Source organism: Streptomyces sp. NPDC001056, assembly GCF_053598955.1.
The window spans coordinates 117,337-134,478 of the sequence record NZ_JBSFLI010000009.1 but is presented as its reverse complement, the minus strand read 5'-3'; the positions used below and the strand labels follow the sequence as shown (position 1 = coordinate 134,478).

Genomic DNA, 17,142 nt, shown 5'->3' with positions numbered 1-17,142 from the left:
CGCCGCGAGGTCTCCCGGCCGCGCCTCTTCACCGAGCCCGGACGCGGTGCGGGGCTCGGTCGCCCTCCCCGCCGGTGCGCGCGGACCAGCATGACTCCCGGTCCGGCGGATCTCACGGCGGGCGTCGAGCGGATCGCCGCGGCACCGGCGGACACGCGGGACCGAGCGGTCGGCACGACCGGAGACAAGACACGACCGGAAACAAGAACCGAGACACGAGAACCGAGACAAGGGGGATCGGCCGATGGCTGAATGCCGCGAGGACGTCGTGGACAACGAGTACGCGGCCCCGGTGGGCCGGCTGGAAGAGACCGTGGCCGGGATCGTTGCGGAGGTGCTCGGCGTGGACCGCATCGGTCGGTCCGACAGTTTCTACGACTTCGGGGGCACATCGCTCCAGGCGATCCGGATCTGCGCCCGGATCGAGTCGAAGCTCGGGCTCAAGGCCATGCCGCTGTGGCTTTTCGACAACGACGTCCTGGAAGACTTCGTGGGGCAGTTGGCCGGCGCCGGTGAGTGAGTCGCAGGCGGTGATCCACACCGCGTTCGCCCGCCACGCCGCCGAGCGTCCCGAGGCCGTGGCGCTGACCGGGCGCGGTGCCCGGATCACCTACGGCCAGCTCGCGTCGGCCTCCGACGCCTACGCCGTGGAACTGGCCCGGGCCGGTATCGGGCCCGGGGCGAACGTGCCGCTCGTCCTGCCGCGCTCGGCCCGGCTGGCGGCGATCGAGCTGGCGGTCCTCAAGTGCGGCGCGGCCTACGTCAACCTGGACCCCGCGTGGACCGCGGAGCGCAAGCAGCTGATCGTGGACCGCCTCGCCCCGAAGGCCGTCGTCACCGACGACGCCTCGGCGCCGGGCCGGTTCGCCGCGCTGCGGCTGGACTTCGACGTGGCCGAGGCCGCGGCCCGGGGCGCGGAGTTCACCCCGCCGCCGGTCGCCGACGACGATCCGGCCACGCTCTTCTTCACCTCCGGCACCACCGGCGGCCCCAAGGGCGTGGTCGTTCCGCACCGCGCCGTGACCCGGATGTTCAGCGGGCCCGACCGGCTGCCCGGGTTCGGGCCGGGGCACGCCATCCCGCTGGCGGCCGGGCTGGCGTGGGACATGTACGCCTTCGAACTGTGGGGCCAGCTCGTCGCCGGCGGCACCGGCGTCTTCCCCGACACCGACCCGCTGATGCCGAACGAGCTGCGCAAACTGGTGAGCGCGGCCGGCGTCGACACGCTCTGGATCACCACGACGCTGTTCAACCTCTTCGTCGACGAGGACGTGGACTGTTTCCAGGGTCTCGGCCGGGTCCTCGTCGGCGGCGAGAAACTGTCGTCGGCGCATACCCGCAGCTTCTTGCGCCGGCATCCGGGGATCTCGCTGTGGAACGGCTACGGCCCCGCGGAGAACTGCATGTTCACCACGACGCGGCGGATCACCGAGGCCGACTGCGAGATCCCCGAAGGCATTCCGATCGGGACCGCGGTGCCGGGCACGACCGTGCTGGTGCTGGACGAGGACGACCGCGGGCTGGGTCCGGGGCAGATCGGCGAGATCGTCGCGGCCGGCCGCGGTCTGGCTCTGGGCTACCTCGATCAGCCCGAGCTGACCAGGGAGAAGTTCCCGACCATCGACGTGGACGGCACACCCACCAGGGTCTACCGCACCGGGGACCTGGGCCTGTTCGGCGAGGACGGCGCCCTGCGGTTCCGCGGCCGGCGTGACCGGCAGGTGAAGATCGGCGGACACCGGATCGAGCTGGCCGAGGTCGAGATCGCCGCCCGCGGTGTGGCCGGGGTCCGCGAGTGCGTCGTGATCCCGTTGGGCACCCCTGACGGCACCGTGACCGGGATGGCGCTGTTCTTCGTCGCCGAACCCGGCACCGGGGAGAACGGCTCGGCACTGGAGGAGGCGGACCTGCGCTCGGAACTCGTCAGGCAGTTGCCCTCCTATCTGGTCCCCGGAATCGTGCGGCGGCTCGACCGGTTCCCGGTGACGGCGAACGGCAAGACCGATCAGGCCGAACTCCGCGACCTCGCGGCCGCGCCCCGGCGGAGGAAGCGGTGAAGGTCTATCCCATGACCGTCCAGCAGGAGGCGATGTGGCTGGACGACCGGATGACCGAAGGACCCTGCCGGTACCTGGAGCCCTGGGTCCACCGCCTGACCGGGCCCGTCGACCGGTCGGCGGTCCACTGGGCCTGGGAGGCGGTCGTGGCCCGGCACGAGGCGCTGCGCACCTGCTACGACCTGGTCGACGACCAGCCGGTCCAGCGGGTGCGGCCCGAGGGGGACCCGCTGGCTCAGGTGTCGTGCCGGAGCGAGGAGGAGGCCGCCGAGAGGCTGCGCGAACTGGTCCGCGCGCCGATGGACCTCGCCCGCGGGGCGGTGCGGGCCACCCTGCTGGAGACCGGCGCGGACCGGGTGATCCTGGTCGTCCAGATGCACCACATCGTGCTCGACGACTGGGCCCTGCACATCCTCGATCGGGAGTTCGAGGAGTTCTACCGGGCCCGCACGGAAGGCAGGCCCGCCGATGTGCGGCCGGTGCCCTTGCAGCCCGGACCGTACGCGCTGCGGCAGCGGTCCGCCCCGCGTGATCCGGCCGCCATGGACTACTGGCGGAAGAACCTCGCCGACCTGCCCGACGACGCCGACAGCACGCTGCCGGCCGACGACGGGCTCCCGGTGTCACCCGGGCACGGCGGGCGAGTGGAGTTCACGGTCGGCCCCGAGGCGACGCGTCGTCTGCGGAGACTCGCCGGCCGCTCGCGGGTGACGCCGTTCACCGTCTTCGCCGCCGCCACGGCGCTGCTGCTGCACACCGCACGAGGCGCCGAGGACCTCCTGGTCGTCACGCCGGTCTCGCTCCGGGGCTCCGCGGACCTCGACCAGATGGTCGCTCCGTTGAACAATCTGCTGCCGCTGCGGCTGCGGGTACGGCCCGACGACACGTTCACCGGTCTCCTCGCCCAGACACGGGCCAGAACGCACGAAGCCATCGAGTTCCGCGGCGTGTCCATCGTCGACCTGGTGCGGTGGACACGCCGGCGGGGCAGGCTCGGGCGGAACCTGTACCGCACCTCCGTCGTCCTGGACGACGCGGCCGATTCCGGCATGGACCTCCCGGGTGTACGGGCCGAACGGCTCTTCGTGTTCCCGGGCACGTCCAAATTCGACCTCTCCTTCTTCTTCACGGCCGCGGACGGCGGCTACACCTGCACGCTCGACTACGCGAGCGACCGCTACAGCGCCGCCACGGCCCGGCGCTGGACCGACCGGATGCTCGCGCTGCTCGATCGGTGCGCCACCGACCCGGACCGTTCGGTCGCCTCGCTCGTCGGGTGACACGGTCCGCAACCGCCGGGAAACGCCGTCACCCGGCGGTTGCGGGGCCGGTGGGCCGGTCGCGCCAGGCCGAGGGCAGGGCGAGGACGATGAGGGCGCCGGTGCAGACGAAGCCCCAGGCGTAGCCGACCTGTTGGGCGAGGACGCCGAAGCAGACGGCGCCGATGCCCATCCCGGCGTCGTAGGCGATGTTCCACAGGGCGCCCACGGTGCCGTAGCCGGAGGCGGGGACGCGGGAGTACATCAGGGTGATCGTGGAGTTCTGGGTGATGCCGAAGCCGATGCCGAAGACGGCGACGCCGAGGACGACCGCGACGGCGCTGTGGGTGTACGCCGTGACGAACATGCCCGCGGCGGACACGGCGAGTCCGGGCAGCACCAGCCGGGACGAGCCCTTGCGGTCGCCGAGGCGCCCGGCCACCCAGCGCGCCGCGGCCGCCCCGGCGGGCTGGACGAACAGGGCCACCGCCACCAGCCCCGCGGACGCCGAGGGAACGGCGAGCGGCAGGAAGGTGACCACGATCCCGGCGGCCAGCGCCGTGACCCCGAACAGGACGGCGGGCCGGGATATCGCGCGATCGCGGACGCCGTCGAGGATGCCGATCCGCCGGCCGGCGATGTACTCCTTCTCGGGCAGCGCGGGTACCGACAGGATCGGGGCCAGCGCGCACACACCCGCGGTCACGCCCACCGTCGCGTACCCGACCTGGGAGACCAGCCAGACGCCGAGGGGCAGTCCGAGCAGCGAGGGCACGCCGGAGACGACGCCGACCAACGCCAGTCCCTCTCCCCGGCGTTCGGACGGAATGAACGAGGCGGTCAGCGCCCCGCCCGCGACGACCGTCAGGGCGAAGCCCGCGCCGCGCAGCAGGCAGACCACCGTGATCCAGACGACGCCGGAGAACATCGTCAGCGCCAGCGACGGCACGCCCATCAGCACCAGTCCCGCGCCCAGAGTGACCCGGTGGCCGAAGCGCTCGATGAACCGGGGTGCCACGATCTCGCCGGCCACCGTGGCCAGCATCAGGGCGCCCGTGGTCACCCCGGCGCCGTTGCCGCCGGCCCCGGAGTGCTTGGCGTAGAGCGGGACGACCGACAGCAGCAGGTAGAAGCTCGCCGAGGCGCCGAACATGCTCACGAAGCGGAGCAGCAGCGGACGGGTCACCAGCGGTGGCCGGCCCGTGGGCGGTGTCGTGGGCGACGACGGTTTCCGCGGATCAGTGGTGGTCATGGTCGAACCCTAGGGAGCAATCAGCTCACCGGTAAGCTCCAATTCCATGTCTCCCGAGTGGTCCAATGCGTCCTCGGACCTGCTCGTCGCGATCGACCGCGACAGTGACGAGCCCCTGCGGTCCCAGCTGGAACGCCAGGTGCGCGAGGCGATCCGCACCGGCCGGCTGCGGGTCGGCGAGCGACTGCCGCCCTCGCGTGAACTCGCGGGCGCGCTGGGGCTGTCCAGGGGGCTGGTCCAGGACGCCTACGCCCAGTTGCTGGCCGAGGGCTATCTGGTGGCGCGCGTGGGCTCGGGCACCCGGGTGGCGGCCGGTGCCTGCCCGCCGCCGTCCCCGCCGCCCTCGCCGTCCCGGCCCGTCGGGCGGCCGCCGCTGCTGGCCGACTTCCGCTGGGGCGTACCGGACCTGGGCGCGTTCCCGCTGTCCGACTGGCTGTGGGCGGTGCGGGAGGCGGCGCGCGGGATGCCGGTGGCCGAGCTGGACTACGGCGATCCCCGGGGCAGCGCGGTGTTGCGCGAGGTGGTCGCCGGGTACGCGCGCCGGATACGCGCGGCCGCGGCCGACCCCGAGCACACCGTCATCTGCTCGGGGTACGCGCAGGGTCTGTCCCTGGCCCTGGGCGCCCTCGCCCGCAGCGGGGTGCGCCGCGTCGCCTACGAGGACCCCGGCTCGCCCGCCTCGGTGCGGGCGGCCGCGGCGGCGTCGGGTCTGGAGGCGGTCCCGGTGCCGGTGGACGAACAGGGCATAGACGTCACGGCGTTGACGGCCACCGGCGCGCGGGCGGTCGTCGTCACTCCGGCACACCAGTGGCCGACCGGGGTGGTGCTCGGCCCCGAGCGGCGGCTGGCCCTGATCGCGTGGGCGGCCGCGCACGACGGGGTGGTCATCGAGGACGACTACGACGCCGAGTTCCGCTACGACCGTGAGCCGGTCGGCGCCCTCCAGGGGCTCGCGGCGGACCGGGTCGTCTCCATAAGCACCGTCAGCAAGTCCCTGGCACCGGCGCTGCGCATCGGCTGGGTGCTGTGTCCGCCGGCGCTCACGCGGACCCTCGTGTCCGTCAAGCACATCAGCGACCGCGGCTCACCGGTCCTCGACCAACTGGCCCTCGCCAGGCTGATGGAGTCGGGCCGCTTCGACCGGCACCTGCGCCGGATGCGCGCCACCTACGCGGCCCGGCGCACCGCGCTGCTCGCCGCGCTCGCGGAACACGCCCCCGACGTCGCGGTGACGGGCCTCGCCGCCGGCTTCCACGCCGTGGCCCATCTGCCGGAGACGGCGGACGAACAGGCCCTCGTGACCGCCGCGCGCGCCCGCTCGGTCGGCCTGTACGGGATGAGCACCTGCCGCACCTCGCGGGCGACCGCTCCGCCCCGGCTCGTGCTCGGCTTCGGCAACGTCGGCGAACGCGCCGTCACCGCGGGGATCGCCGCGATCGGTGATCTGCTCACCGGCCAGGGCTCAGCGCGGAGCCGGGGCCCGCGTCCGGGAGGCCGCCCGGAGCGTGGCGTCCAGGTCCTCGGTGAGCCGGGCCGCCGTGTGGGCCGCGCCACCGGTCAGCCTGATCGTCTCCCTGAGGGGCTGCCATAGGGCGTACCGGGCATGCGACCCGGAATGCCGCGGCGCGAAGATGGCGCAGAGCGCGGGAACCTGGAGCGCGGCGCCGCGGATCAGCTCGACGGGCCCACGGGTCCGCGCGCGGAGATCCGCCACGGCGGAGCCGGCCCCGGACGACCCGAAGTCGTCGACGGCGTCGGCCAGTCCGTCCAGGGCACGGACCGTTTCGGTCAGCGTCCGCCCGATCTCGGCGAGCGGTCCCGTGACGGCGGGCCCGGCGGCCGCCAGCCCGGTCTCCCCGGCGAAGGCGGCGGTCAGAGCGCTGCCCGCGCCATGGAGTACGACGGTCAGGCCGCCTTCCACGAGCCGGGCGAGCGCCCCGTCCGCCTCCTCGACCGCCCGGAGTGCCTCGATCGCCCACCCCTGCCGGCCGTGCGGGGCGGGCCGTACCCGTCGCAGGTCCCGGCGTATCAGCGGCAGGGCGCGCCCGCACACCAGCATCGCGGCGGTGCCGAGGATGTCCTGGCTGGTCGCCCCGTGATGCACGTACGGCGCGGCGTCCGCGTCCAGTTTGCCGACGACCCGGGTGAACGCCCCGATCAGCTCGGCGACGGTGTCGGCGCTCCCCCGGGCGCGGACCGCGATGTCCCGGGGGTTGACACTCTCCGCCCTGGCCGCGGCGGTGATGACCGCCGCGGCCTTCTCGGGCAGCATGCCGAGCCGTGCCTGTGCGCGGGCCAGCGCGGCCTCGGCGTCCAGCATGGCCTGCAGCCAGGCCTGGTCGCTGACCGCGCGCTCGACCGGTGTTCCCGCCCGGACCGGGGAGAGCAGACCGGTGTCCCGGTCGGCCGCTGGGCTCTTCATCCGAGAGGCTCCTTCACTGCTCGCTGTACGGGGACACCGCTCGCCGCACCGCCCGCTCCCGGCGGACGGGGACACCGCTCACCACACCGCCCGCCGACGGCAGACGGGGTACCGCTCGCCGGCCCTCCGGCTTCCCGCGCCCGGGCGTACGCGGCCGTACCGCTCGCCGCGCATCCTATTTCCGGCACATGGGGGCGAGGACGCGGCGCGGTTCCGGTCGGCTCAGGGCGAGCGCCGTCGCCATCGCGCGTGCCTTGACCATCGTCTCGGCGAATTCCTCCACCGGGTCGGACAGCGCGACGACGGCACCGCCGACGCCGTAACCGACGGTCTCCGGCGTGGCCACGATGGTGCGGTTGACGACGCTGAGTTCGCAGCCGCCGCCGAGGGAGAACCAGCCGATCGCGCCCGAGTAGACCCCGCGCGGGCCCTGTTCGAGCCGGTCGATGATCTCCATGGTGCGCAGCTTGGGCGCGCCGGTCATGGAGCCGGGGGGAAAGGCGGCCCGTACGCAGTCGACCGCCGACCGCCCCTCGCGCAGGGTGCCGCGGACGGTGGAGACGAGATGGTGGACCTGGGGGAAGGTCTCCACCCCGCACAGCTCCGGCACGTGGACCGAGCCGGGCCGGCAGACGACGCCCAGGTCGTTGCGGACGAGGTCCACGATCATCAGGTTCTCGGCCCGGTCCTTCTCGCTGCCGGTCAGGGAGTCCCGCAGCCGCGCGTCCTCCGCCTCGGTGGCGCCGCGCGGCCGTGTGCCCTTGATCGGCTTCGAGGTGACGGCTCCGTCGGGAGCGACGGCCAGGAACTGCTCCGGGGAGGCGCTGAGCACGGCCACGCCCGGGAAGTCGAGCAGCGCCCCGTAGGGGACCGGGCTGACGCGTCTGAGGGTGGAGTAGGTGGTCAGCGCGTCGATGCGGGTCTCGGCGACGGCGGTGTTCGACAGGCAGATCTCGTACGACTCCCCCTGGCGCAGCTCCTCCAGGCACTCGCCGACCATGCGGAGGTAGGCGTCCTTGCCGTGGCGCAGTTCGACCTGCGCCGGGTGCGCGTCCGCCCGCCCGACCCCCTTGGGGAGCGCAGGCGTCGGGGGCAGCCCGCGCAGTCGCTCACCGGTCGTCTCGAACCACGCGGCAACCTCCGCGTCCACCTGGTGCCGGCTGAGTCGCAGCAGGTAGCACGTCTGCTCGGCGTGGTCGACCACCAGTGCCCGGTCGGCGAAGACCAGGGCGGCGTCGGGCGTCTCGGCGGTGTGCGTGGTGAACGCGCCCAGGTCCGCCTTGAGTTCGTAGCCGAGGTAGCCGACGTACCCGAGCCGGAACCCGAAGGGCAGTTCGGTGCCGCCGTCGACGCGGCGGGCGGCCAGTTCACCGTCGAGGTACTCCAGGAACGTGCTGCGGACCCGCCGTCCGCTCGGCTCCACCCGGACGAGCCGCTCCGCCGCCCGGTAGGTGACGTACTCGCCGAGCGGACCGGCGCCGTCGCCCATGAGGGAGAAGCGCCCCTGCCGCGGCGCGCTGCCGCTGTCCAGCCAGAAGCCGTGCGGGGCGGCGGCGAAGAGTTCGGTGTAGGCGGCCTCCGGGTCCGGCGCCCAGGGCAGCCGGCGGACGTGCAGCTGGTACGGCGGGTCGGCGTCCGCCGCCGAAGCGAGCGCACGGCCGCGCCACGCGTGCGTGAGGTCACGGAAGTTGGCGAGCAGCTCATGGCCGTACTCCGTGCTGACGGACTCGGGGTGGAACTGCACTCCCCACAGCGGCCTGGTGCGGTGGCGGACCCCCATCAGCACGCCGTCCTCGGACCAGGCGAGCGCCTCCAGTTCGTCGGGCAGCGCGCCGACGGCGAGCGAGTGGTAGCGCACCACGCCGAAGGGCGAGGGAAGTCCGGCGAAGAGGTCGCGGCCCGTGTGGGTGACCAGGGAGATGCGGCCGTGCCGGGGCTCGGGCGCATGCCGTACCTCGGCCCCCAGCAGGTGGCAGATGCCCTGGTGGCCCAGGCACACCCCGAGGACCGGCAGGTCCCACTCCTGGATCGCGCGGGCGCCGATGCCGAAGTCCTGGTGCCGCTCGGGCCGGCCCGGTCCGGGGGAGATCACGACGTTGTCGAAGTCCCGCGGGTCGAGCGTGGACCAGTCGGCGTCGTTGCGGACGACCGCCGGCTCACGTCCGTTCACTTCCGTCAGCAACTGGTGGAGGTTGTACGTGAAGGAGTCGTAGTTGTCGATGAGGAGCGTGCGCGTCACCTGTGCCTGTCCCTGGGTGCTCATCGCGCGGACAGCACCGAGGCCTGGTCGGTGACCGCGCGCAGGACGGTCAGGGCGTCGTGCAGCGCGCCGACGTCATGGGTGCGGATGTAGTCGGCGCCGTCGAGGGCGGCGTGGATCTCGGCGGCCAGGGTCGCGGGGCCGCTCTCGGCGATCGCGCGGCCGGTCACCGACCGCAGGAACGACTTGCGCGAGGCCGAGATCATGACCGGCAGCCCGAACTCCTCCTTCAGCGACCGGACTCCGCCGAGCACCGCGAAGGACGTCTCGGGGTTGCTGCCGAGGAAGTAGCCGAGCCCCGGGTCCACGACGAGCCGGTCCCGGTCGATCCCCGCCTCGCGCAGGGCGGCCAGGCGCTCGGCGAAGAACTGGAGGATCCCGTCCCAGACCTCGGCCGGGTCCGTCGGCACCCGGGTGGCGGGACCGAGGCGCTGCACCGAGTGCATGACCACGAGTCCGCAGCGCGCCGCCGCCAGTTCGCCGTAGATCTCCGGGTGGGGGAAGCCCTGGATGTCGTTGAGGTAGGAGACCCCGCGGGAGAGGGCGAAGCCCTGTGTCCCGGGCAGGAACGAGTCGACCGAGGACGGGATGTTTGCGTCGGCCAGGCGGTCGAGGACGGGCGCCAGGCGCGCGCACTCCTGCTCGACGGGCACGCGGGCGGAGTCCGGGTTGCTCGCGGCGGGGCCGAGTTCGATGATGTCCGCCCCCTCCGCCCGCAGCCGCAGCGCCTGCCGCACGGCCGCCTCGGCGTCCAGGTAGCGGCCGCCGTCGGAGAAGGAGTCCTCCGTGATGTTGACGATGCCGACGAGCAGCGGTCCACGGCGGTCGCTCGTCGCCAAGGGCGCACCGAGGGCCATAGGGAGCATGGAATTTCTCCGTCCTTCAAAAGCGGTTCGGCGCAGCAAGGTTACGCATTCGAAGGGCCTTCGGCGGAAGATTCTCCGGCCGTGAGGGCGGTCACTCGGCAATATCTTGCTCACGCCGACTCCCCCGTCCGCAGTCTGCGCGCCCGTCGGCGCGCCGTCTTCCGATCCAGGTCCAGCTCACGGCGACGGGGACCCGACCCCGAGTACAGGTGCGACCCCGCCGTGGGACCGAAGACGCGGCGCGGGGCGGGGACGCAGACTCCTCGGCGACGGACCGATGGCCGAATCCGACCGTCACCGCATCGCTTTCCAACGGACCGGGGGACCTGTGTCGGCAACACTCGCGAGCGACATCCTCGCCACCGCGCGGCTGCGACCCGGCGCGGTGGCTCTGGCCGGAATGCCCGGCGAGGACACCGACGTCGGCTACGGGGAACTGGCCGCGCTCGCCGAACGCACCGGGCGCGTTCTCGACGCCTCCTTCGCCGCGGACCGCCCCCTGGCCCTCGTGGCCGCCAAGACGCCCGCCTCGATCGCCCTGATCCTGTCCTGTCTGTCGGCCGGCCGACCGCTGCTGCTGCTCTCCCCCGACCTCGGCGACGAGACCGTCACCACCCTGGTCGGACGCGCGGGGGCGCAGGCGCTGGCCACGGTGGACGGGGGCCGGCTGACCTGGACGACCCTGCCGGACGGCCCGGAGACCGCCGCCGCGCTGCCCGGGGGGACCTCCCTCGTCCTCACCACCTCCGGCTCCACCGGAGTCCCCAAACTCGTCCCGCTGACCGCCGGCGCGCTCGACGCCTTCACCGCGTGGGCGGGCGCCTTCCTCGGTCTGGACGGCGACAGCAGGGTGCTCAACTACGCGCCCCTCAACTTCGATCTGTGCCTGCTGGACATCTGGGCCACCCTGCGCCACGGCGGCCGGGTGCTCCTGGTGGACCCGGCGCGGGCCGCCGAGCCCGCGTATCTGGCCCGCTTGATACGCGTCGGCCGGCCGCACGTCGTCCAGGGCGTGCCGCTGCTGTTCCGGCTGCTCGCCGAGGCAGGCGCGCACCTGCGCGGCGACGGCGTCCGGCACGTCCTGCTGACCGGCGACCACGTGCCCCGGCAGGTGCGCCGGCAGCTGCCGGGGCTGTTCCCTCGGGCCGGGCTGCACAACGTCTACGGCTGCACCGAGACCAACGACAGCATGATCCACAGCTTCGGTCCCGCCGAGGCCGCGGACGAGGACGTGCTGCCGCTGGGAGAGCCGGTCCAGGGCACGCTGATCGCCGTGCGCGACGGCGAGCGCGACATCAGCGGTCCCGGCCGTGGCGAACTCCTCGTCTCCACGCCGTTCCAGACCCCCGGATACCTCGCCGAGCCCGCGGCCCGCGACCGCTTCCCGGAGCGGGACGGCCGTACCTGGTACCGGACCAGTGACCTGGTCGAGCGTGGCGCGGACGGACGGCTGCGGCTGGTCGGCCGGACCGACTTCCAGGTCAAGGTGCGCGGCGTCCGCGTCAACGTGGAGGAGGTCGAGCGGGTCCTCACCGACCGCCCCGAGGTCGCCGAGGCGGCGGTCGTCGCCCTGCCCGACCCGGACGCGGGCGTGGCCCTGCACGCCTTCGTGCGCCCCAGCGGCGCCGAGGTGACCGGCCTCCAGCTGCGCACCCTCTGCGCCGCCCGGCTCAACCGGGTGGCGATCCCCAGCCGCTTCCATCTCCTGTCCGGTCCGCTGCCCGTGGGGCCGACCGGAAAGGTGGACCGTCGCCGTCTCCAGGAGCACGTGACATGAGTCTGAACCAAGAGATCACCCGGCACATCGTGGACGAGTACCTGCCCGGGACTCCTCCCGAGGAGCTGGAGGACTCCTACGACCTGCTGCGCAACGGCGTGGTGTCCAGCCTTCAACTGCTGCGGCTCATCGCCTGGCTCGGCAACCACTACGACGTTCCCTTCGACGAACTCGACGTCACCCCGGACGACTTCCGTTCGGTGGGGGCGATCGTGGAGCTGATCGACCGGCACCGCCGGTCCCTCGGCACGTCATCCCTTCCAGCCAACTGATCCGAGGACGAACGGGGGCCAGCGACAACATGTTCATTCGCGACAAGAAAGACATCGAGCCGGTCGAGTGGGGCAACGGCCTCAGCTACCGCATGGTCGTGGAGCACGACCGGATGGGCTTCACCGTCTGCCACACCATCGTGAAGGCCGGCACCAAGTCGAAGCTGGAGTACCGCCGTCATCTGGAGGCCTGCTACTGCATCTCCGGGTCCGGCCGGGTGGAGACCGCCGACGGCAGCGTGGGCCAGGACATCCGGCCCGGCATGCTGTACGCGCTCGACGAGCACGACGCGCACTACCTGATCGCCGATCCGGACGGCGACATGGAGCTGATCAGCGTCTTCAACCCGCCGCTGCGGGGCGACGAGCGGCACAACCTCGGCGCCGACGGCTTCTCCCACTACTGAGATGCCACAGAGCGACGAACAGCGCGCACTGCTGCGCACGATCCGCGACGTGGCCCGGTCCGCCGGGCAGGGCCACATCGAGCGCGACCGGGCCGGCGAGTTCGACACGGAGGGCTGGAAACGGCTGTGCGACGTCGGCCTGTTCGGGCTGCCGTTCGCCACGGAATGGGGCGGCCTCGGCGAGGACCTGGTCACCACGGTCGCCGTCCTGGAGGAACTCGGGTACGGCTGCCACGACACCGGGCTGAGCTTCTCCGCCACCACCCACCTGGTGAGCACCGGCGTCCCGCTGCACCGCTTCGGCTCGGCGCACCTCAAGTCCCGCTATCTGCCCGGGGTCTGCGCGGGCACCACGATCGGCGCCCATGCCATCACGGAGCCCGACGGCGGGTCCGACATGACCAACATGCGCACGAGCGCCACCCGCGACGGTGACGCCTTCGTGCTCAACGGCAACAAGGCGTTCGTCAGCAACGGCCCCCTCGCCGACCTGATCGTGGTGTACGCCCGCACCGGCGAGCCCGGCGACATCGGCGGCCTCACGGCCTTCCTGGTGCGCCGGGACACCCCGGGCGTGACCGTCGGACAGCCGGTCGGGAAGCTCGGCCTGCGCACGTCGCCGCTCGCGGAGGTGTTCCTGGAGGACGTCCGGGTGCCCCGCGACCATGTGATCGGCGGGGTCGGCGCGGGATTCCTCGTCTTCGACCACGTCATGCAGTGGGAGATCCTGTGCGGTTTCGCCGTCACCACGGGCGAGATGCGCAGGCGGCTGGAGCGCTGCGTCGAACACGCCCGCAGCAGAAAGCAGTTCGGCGTCCACATCGGCTCCCACCAGGCCGTCTCGCACAAGCTCGTGGACCTGCGCATCGACGTGGAGACCGCCCGCAAGTGGCTCCACGACACCGCGCGCCGGGCCCAGGACCGCGAGGACGTGGCCGCCGACATCGCCACCACCAAGCTGATCGTCAGCGAGGCCAACGTCCGTTCGGCGCTGGCCGCCGTACAGATCTTCGGCGGCTACGGCTACACGACCGAGTACGGCCTGGAGAAGGAGCTGCGGGACGCCGTGGGCGGCACGATCTACTCCGGCACCTCGGAGATCCAGCGCGAGCGTCTCGCCGTGCTCATGGGGCTCGACCGTCCCCTCACCGCGACCTGGAAGAAGGGGCAGACATGGCAGTGAGCCAGGAGACGACACTGGCACCGACCGAGTTCCTGGACCACACCTCGCAGGCGGTACGCGCGTTCGTCGCCGAGGTGTTGCCCGCCGGGGACGTCTTCACCGGCGAGGGCGCCGACCCCGACGCCGACCGCGCCCGGCGCAACGCGGTCGCGCTCTACTACGCGGTCCGCGACTCGATCCCGTACGAGGTCTACGGCGCCGACCTGACCCGCACCGGGCTCAGTGCGAGCGGCGTGCTCGCCCACGGCTTCGGCTTCTGTGTGCACAAGTCCGCCCTGTACGCGGCCGCGGTGCGCGCGGTGGGCGTCCCCAGCCGGCTCTACTACGGCGACGTACGCAACCACCTCGCCTCCCCGCGGCTGCGCGAGCTGGTCGGCGGTGACGTCTTCCGCTTCCACAGCCTGGCCGTGGTGCGGCTCGACGGCCGCTGGACCAAGGCCACGCCGGTGTTCAACAAGATGCTGTGCAAGCTGTACGGGATCAAGCCGCTGGAGTTCGACGGGCGCGCCGACAGCATCTACCACCCCTACGACGAGCAGAACCGCCGGCACATGGAATTCCTCCACGTCCACGGCGAGTTCGACGACGTTCCCTACGACCTCGTCTACGAGGGGATCAGGGCGGCGCACCCCAGGCTGTTCGCCGGCTCGCACACCACCACTCCCGGATCGCTGGCCGCCGAGGCGGCCGGCCGGGCGCTCTGAAAAGGACCTTCAGCATGGACAGGACGCGCTTCTCGCTCGGCGAGAACGATGCTCCGACGACCTGGTACAACCTGGCCGCGGATCTGCCCGGGGCCCCGCTGGCGCCCGCGCTCAACCCGCGCACCCATCAGCCGCTGACCCGCGCGGAGATGGCGCACACGATGCCGGAGCCGCTCATCGAGCAGGAGCTGAGCACCGAGCGCGAGATCGAGATCCCGGAGGCGGTCCGGGAGCTGTACGCGCTGTGGCGGCCCTCCCCGCTGTTCCGCGCCCGCCGCCTGGAGCGCGCGCTGGGCACTCCGGCGCGCATCTACTACAAGTACGAGGGCGGCGCGCCGACCGGCAGCCACAAGCCCAACACCGCGATCCCGCAGGCCTACTACAACAAGCTGGCCGGGAAGACCGGTCTGGTCACCGAGACCGGTGCCGGGCAGTGGGGCAGCGCCACCGCTCTCGCCGCGTCCTTCTTCGGGATGACCGCCAAGGTCTACATGGTCAAGGTGAGCTTCGAGCAGAAGCCGTACCGCCGGGCCCTGATGGAGACGTACGGCGCGCAGTGCACGGCCAGCCCCAGCACGGAGACCGAGGTCGGCCGCAAGATCCTGGCCGACGACCCCGACTGCCCCGGCAGCCTCGGCATCGCCACCTCGGAGGCCCTGGAGGCCTTCGCGCAGGACCCGGACCTCGGCTACGTCCTCGGCAGCGCCGCCAACCACGTCCTGCTGCACCAGACCGTGATCGGCCAGGAGGCGATCCGGCAGATGGAGCTGGCCGAGGACTACCCCGACATCGTCGTGGGCTGCTCCGGCGGCGGCAGCAACCTGGCCGGGCTGTCCTTCCCGTTCCTCGGCGAGAAGCTGCGCGGCGGCCGCGAGGTGCGCGTCATCGCCGTGGAGCCGGCCGCCTGCCCGACCCTCACCCAGGGCACCATCGCCTACGACTACGCGGACACCGGCCGGCTCGGCCCGCTGTTCCGGATGCACACCCTGGGTCACGGGTTCGTGCCCCCGGCCGTGCACGCCGGCGGACTGCGCGCCCACGGCATCGGCCCGCTGGTCAGCCGCTGTGTGGAGGACGGGCTGATGGAGGCGCGGGCGGTGCCCCAGACCGAGTGCTTCGAGGCGGGCGTCCAGTTCGCGCGCACCGAGGGCATCGTGCCGGCCCCGGAGTCCACCCACGCCGTGCGGGTCGCCGTGGACGAGGCCCTGCGCTGCCGCGAGGAGGGCACGGCCAAGACGATCCTGTTCGGCCTGTCCGGCCACGGCCACTTCGATCTCGCCGCCTACGAGCGGTACTTCGCGGGCACGCTGGCCGACGACCGCCCGGACGAGGCGCTGCTGGCCGACGCGGCCGACGGCATTCCCCACGTGGGCCGCTGATGGGCGCACAGCGCGCGGTGGCCGTCGTCGACGCCGACGGCATCGGCTCCCATCTGCCCGGGGCGCTGGCCCGCCAGGGGCTCGGCTGCGTCGTCGTACGCTCCGACACCCCGGACGCCGGCTTCGCCCGCGACGCGGACGGGGCCGGATCGTACGACGTCGTGCACACCGGTGACGTGTCGGCCACCGCGGCGGCGCTGCGCGGGCGCGGGGTGGACTTCGTCGTGGCGGGCACCGAGTCCGGGGTGCTGCTGGCCGACGCCCTGTCGGCCGCGCTCGGTACACCGGGCAACGGCATGTCCCGGCCCACCGCACGCCGTGACAAGTACGCGATGGCCCAGGCCGTCGCCGGGGCGGGCCTGGCCACCGCCGCCTCGCTCGTGACCGGCTCGCCGGCCGAGCTGCGCGCGTGGGTGCGGCAGCGGGGCGAGTGGCCCGTGGTGCTCAAGCCGCGGGCCAGCGCCGGCACCGACCAGGTCCACTTCTGCCACTCCGCCGAGCAGGTGGACGCGGCCTTCGCGGCCATCAGCGCGGCCACCGACCGCTACGGCGGGCGCAACACGACGGTCCTCGCCCAGCAGTACCTGCACGGCGAGGAGTACTTCGTGAACACCGTCAGCCGCGACGGCGTCCACCACGTGGTCGAGGTCTGGCGCTACCACAAGTCGCTGATCGCCGGAACCGTCCCCATGTACGACTACGAGGAGCCCGTACCGGCCGACGCCCCGGGCGTGCGGCAGGTCGCCGCGTACGCGCTGGCGGTCCTGGACGCGCTGGAGATCCGCAACGGGGCGGCGCACACCGAGGTGATGCTCACCGCGGACGGGCCGGTGCTCGTGGAGTGCGCGGCACGCCCCGGCGGCGCACACGCCCCGGACGTGGTCTCCCGCTGCCTGGGAACCAATCAGATCGACCTGCTCGCCCGGGTGATCGCCCGGCCCGGGGAACTGGCCGACGGCACCCTGCCGCGCTACCGGATCGGCACCCCGCTGCGCTATGTGTCGCTGATCAGCCACGTCGACGGTGTCGTGCCCGACGCCGCTCGGCTGGCCCCGGTGCGCGCCCTGCCGTCCTTCACGGAGCTGGTCCTGGCCGCACCGGAGGGCTCGCCCGTCCGCCCCACCGTGGACCTGAGCAGCTCGCCCGGCTACGTGTACCTCAGCGCGCCGGACGCCGCCCAGGTCGAGGCCGACTACCGGCGGCTGCGCGAGCTGGAGCGCACGGGCCTGTACGCGGCGCCGGTGGCCGCCGGCGACCGCTGACCTCATTCCCTTACCGAACATCCCTTTTCGAGGAGTTGGCAC

Annotated in this window: 14 protein-coding genes; 11 read left to right on the top strand and 3 right to left on the bottom strand. The window is 72.9% G+C overall.

Annotated features, from left to right (window positions below; genetic code table 11):
- Positions 1–244: 244 nt before the first annotated feature.
- The 3 genes from ACWDD7_RS13805 to ACWDD7_RS13795 are packed head-to-tail and all read left to right on the top strand — an operon-like array spanning position 245 to position 3,337.
- Positions 245–520 (top strand): phosphopantetheine-binding protein, encoded by a 276-nt coding sequence (locus ACWDD7_RS13805; protein ID WP_450457474.1) that lies wholly within the window; start codon positions 245–247, stop codon positions 518–520.
- Positions 513–2,057, top strand: a complete 1,545-nt coding sequence (locus tag ACWDD7_RS13800; protein ID WP_450457473.1) for an amino acid adenylation domain-containing protein — start codon at positions 513–515, stop codon at positions 2,055–2,057. Before ACWDD7_RS13805 ends, ACWDD7_RS13800 begins: the two co-directional genes overlap by 8 nt.
- Positions 2,058–2,068: 11 nt before the next feature.
- A complete protein-coding gene (locus ACWDD7_RS13795) occupies positions 2,069–3,337 on the top strand; it encodes a condensation domain-containing protein (RefSeq protein ID WP_450457472.1) in 1,269 nt (422 codons plus the stop codon).
- Positions 3,338–3,365: 28 nt separating this feature from the next.
- Here ACWDD7_RS13795 and ACWDD7_RS13790 read toward each other — a convergent pair whose 3' ends face one another.
- Positions 3,366–4,568: an MFS transporter gene (locus tag ACWDD7_RS13790; protein WP_450457471.1), complete on the bottom strand. Its 1,203-nt coding sequence runs from the start codon at positions 4,566–4,568 to the stop codon at positions 3,366–3,368.
- Between the two features lie 46 nt (positions 4,569–4,614).
- Here ACWDD7_RS13790 and pdxR point away from each other — a divergent pair, with 46 nt between their 5' ends.
- Positions 4,615–6,159, top strand: coding sequence for a MocR-like pyridoxine biosynthesis transcription factor PdxR (gene pdxR, locus ACWDD7_RS13785; protein ID WP_351865266.1), 1,545 nt, complete (start codon positions 4,615–4,617; stop codon positions 6,157–6,159).
- A 1,006-nt stretch (positions 6,160–7,165) separates the two neighbouring features.
- Here pdxR and pabB read toward each other — a convergent pair.
- Both pabB and folP read right to left on the bottom strand, forming a co-directional pair.
- Positions 7,166–9,253, bottom strand: a complete 2,088-nt coding sequence (gene pabB / locus ACWDD7_RS13780; RefSeq protein ID WP_450457470.1) for an aminodeoxychorismate synthase component I — start codon at positions 9,251–9,253, stop codon at positions 7,166–7,168.
- A complete protein-coding gene (gene folP, locus ACWDD7_RS13775; protein ID WP_450457546.1) occupies positions 9,250–10,107 on the bottom strand; it encodes a dihydropteroate synthase in 858 nt (285 codons plus the stop codon). Before folP ends, pabB begins: the two co-directional genes overlap by 4 nt.
- 337 nt (positions 10,108–10,444) lie before the next feature.
- On the opposite strand from folP, the gene ACWDD7_RS13770 reads away from it, so the two are divergent.
- The 7 genes from ACWDD7_RS13770 to ACWDD7_RS13740 are packed head-to-tail and all read left to right on the top strand — an operon-like array spanning position 10,445 to position 17,100.
- Positions 10,445–11,893: an AMP-binding protein gene (locus ACWDD7_RS13770; protein ID WP_450457469.1), complete on the top strand. Its 1,449-nt coding sequence runs from the start codon at positions 10,445–10,447 to the stop codon at positions 11,891–11,893.
- On the top strand, positions 11,890–12,165 hold the full coding sequence (locus ACWDD7_RS13765; protein ID WP_450457468.1) for an acyl carrier protein: 276 nt from the start codon (positions 11,890–11,892) through the stop codon (positions 12,163–12,165). The genes ACWDD7_RS13770 and ACWDD7_RS13765 overlap by 4 nt, the downstream gene beginning before the upstream one ends.
- A gap of 29 nt (positions 12,166–12,194) precedes the next feature.
- Complete coding sequence (locus tag ACWDD7_RS13760; RefSeq protein WP_351865259.1) at positions 12,195–12,572, top strand: ectoine synthase; 378 nt, start codon at positions 12,195–12,197, stop codon at positions 12,570–12,572.
- A gap of 1 nt (position 12,573) precedes the next feature.
- Positions 12,574–13,755 (top strand): acyl-CoA dehydrogenase family protein, encoded by a 1,182-nt coding sequence (locus ACWDD7_RS13755; RefSeq protein ID WP_351865257.1) that lies wholly within the window; start codon positions 12,574–12,576, stop codon positions 13,753–13,755.
- Positions 13,746–14,459: a transglutaminase-like domain-containing protein gene (locus tag ACWDD7_RS13750; protein WP_392216355.1), complete on the top strand. Its 714-nt coding sequence runs from the start codon at positions 13,746–13,748 to the stop codon at positions 14,457–14,459. The genes ACWDD7_RS13755 and ACWDD7_RS13750 overlap by 10 nt, the downstream gene beginning before the upstream one ends.
- A gap of 14 nt (positions 14,460–14,473) precedes the next feature.
- Positions 14,474–15,838: a TrpB-like pyridoxal phosphate-dependent enzyme gene (locus tag ACWDD7_RS13745; protein WP_351865253.1), complete on the top strand. Its 1,365-nt coding sequence runs from the start codon at positions 14,474–14,476 to the stop codon at positions 15,836–15,838.
- Positions 15,838–17,100, top strand: coding sequence for an ATP-grasp domain-containing protein (locus ACWDD7_RS13740; RefSeq protein WP_450457467.1), 1,263 nt, complete (start codon positions 15,838–15,840; stop codon positions 17,098–17,100). The genes ACWDD7_RS13745 and ACWDD7_RS13740 overlap by 1 nt, the downstream gene beginning before the upstream one ends.
- Positions 17,101–17,142: the final 42 nt, after the last annotated feature.

What these genes read in the sequence shown, in the direction of transcription:
- ACWDD7_RS13805 (WP_450457474.1), top strand. Translation starts at nt 245, where the DNA reads ATGGCTGAATGCCGCGAGGACGTCGTGGACAACGAGTACGCGGCCCCG.
- ACWDD7_RS13795 (WP_450457472.1), top strand. Translation starts at nt 2,069, where the DNA reads ATGACCGTCCAGCAGGAGGCGATGTGGCTGGACGACCGGATGACCGAA.
- ACWDD7_RS13790 (WP_450457471.1), bottom strand. Translation starts at nt 4,568, where the DNA reads ATGACCACCACTGATCCGCGGAAACCGTCGTCGCCCACGACACCGCCC.
- pdxR (WP_351865266.1), top strand. Translation starts at nt 4,615, where the DNA reads ATGTCTCCCGAGTGGTCCAATGCGTCCTCGGACCTGCTCGTCGCGATC.
- pabB (WP_450457470.1), bottom strand. Translation starts at nt 9,253, where the DNA reads ATGAGCACCCAGGGACAGGCACAGGTGACGCGCACGCTCCTCATCGAC.
- folP (WP_450457546.1), bottom strand. Translation starts at nt 10,107, where the DNA reads ATGGCCCTCGGTGCGCCCTTGGCGACGAGCGACCGCCGTGGACCGCTG.
- ACWDD7_RS13765 (WP_450457468.1), top strand. Translation starts at nt 11,890, where the DNA reads ATGAGTCTGAACCAAGAGATCACCCGGCACATCGTGGACGAGTACCTG.
- ACWDD7_RS13760 (WP_351865259.1), top strand. Translation starts at nt 12,195, where the DNA reads ATGTTCATTCGCGACAAGAAAGACATCGAGCCGGTCGAGTGGGGCAAC.
- ACWDD7_RS13755 (WP_351865257.1), top strand. Translation starts at nt 12,574, where the DNA reads ATGCCACAGAGCGACGAACAGCGCGCACTGCTGCGCACGATCCGCGAC.
- ACWDD7_RS13750 (WP_392216355.1), top strand. Translation starts at nt 13,746, where the DNA reads ATGGCAGTGAGCCAGGAGACGACACTGGCACCGACCGAGTTCCTGGAC.
- ACWDD7_RS13745 (WP_351865253.1), top strand. Translation starts at nt 14,474, where the DNA reads ATGGACAGGACGCGCTTCTCGCTCGGCGAGAACGATGCTCCGACGACC.
- ACWDD7_RS13740 (WP_450457467.1), top strand. Translation starts at nt 15,838, where the DNA reads ATGGGCGCACAGCGCGCGGTGGCCGTCGTCGACGCCGACGGCATCGGC.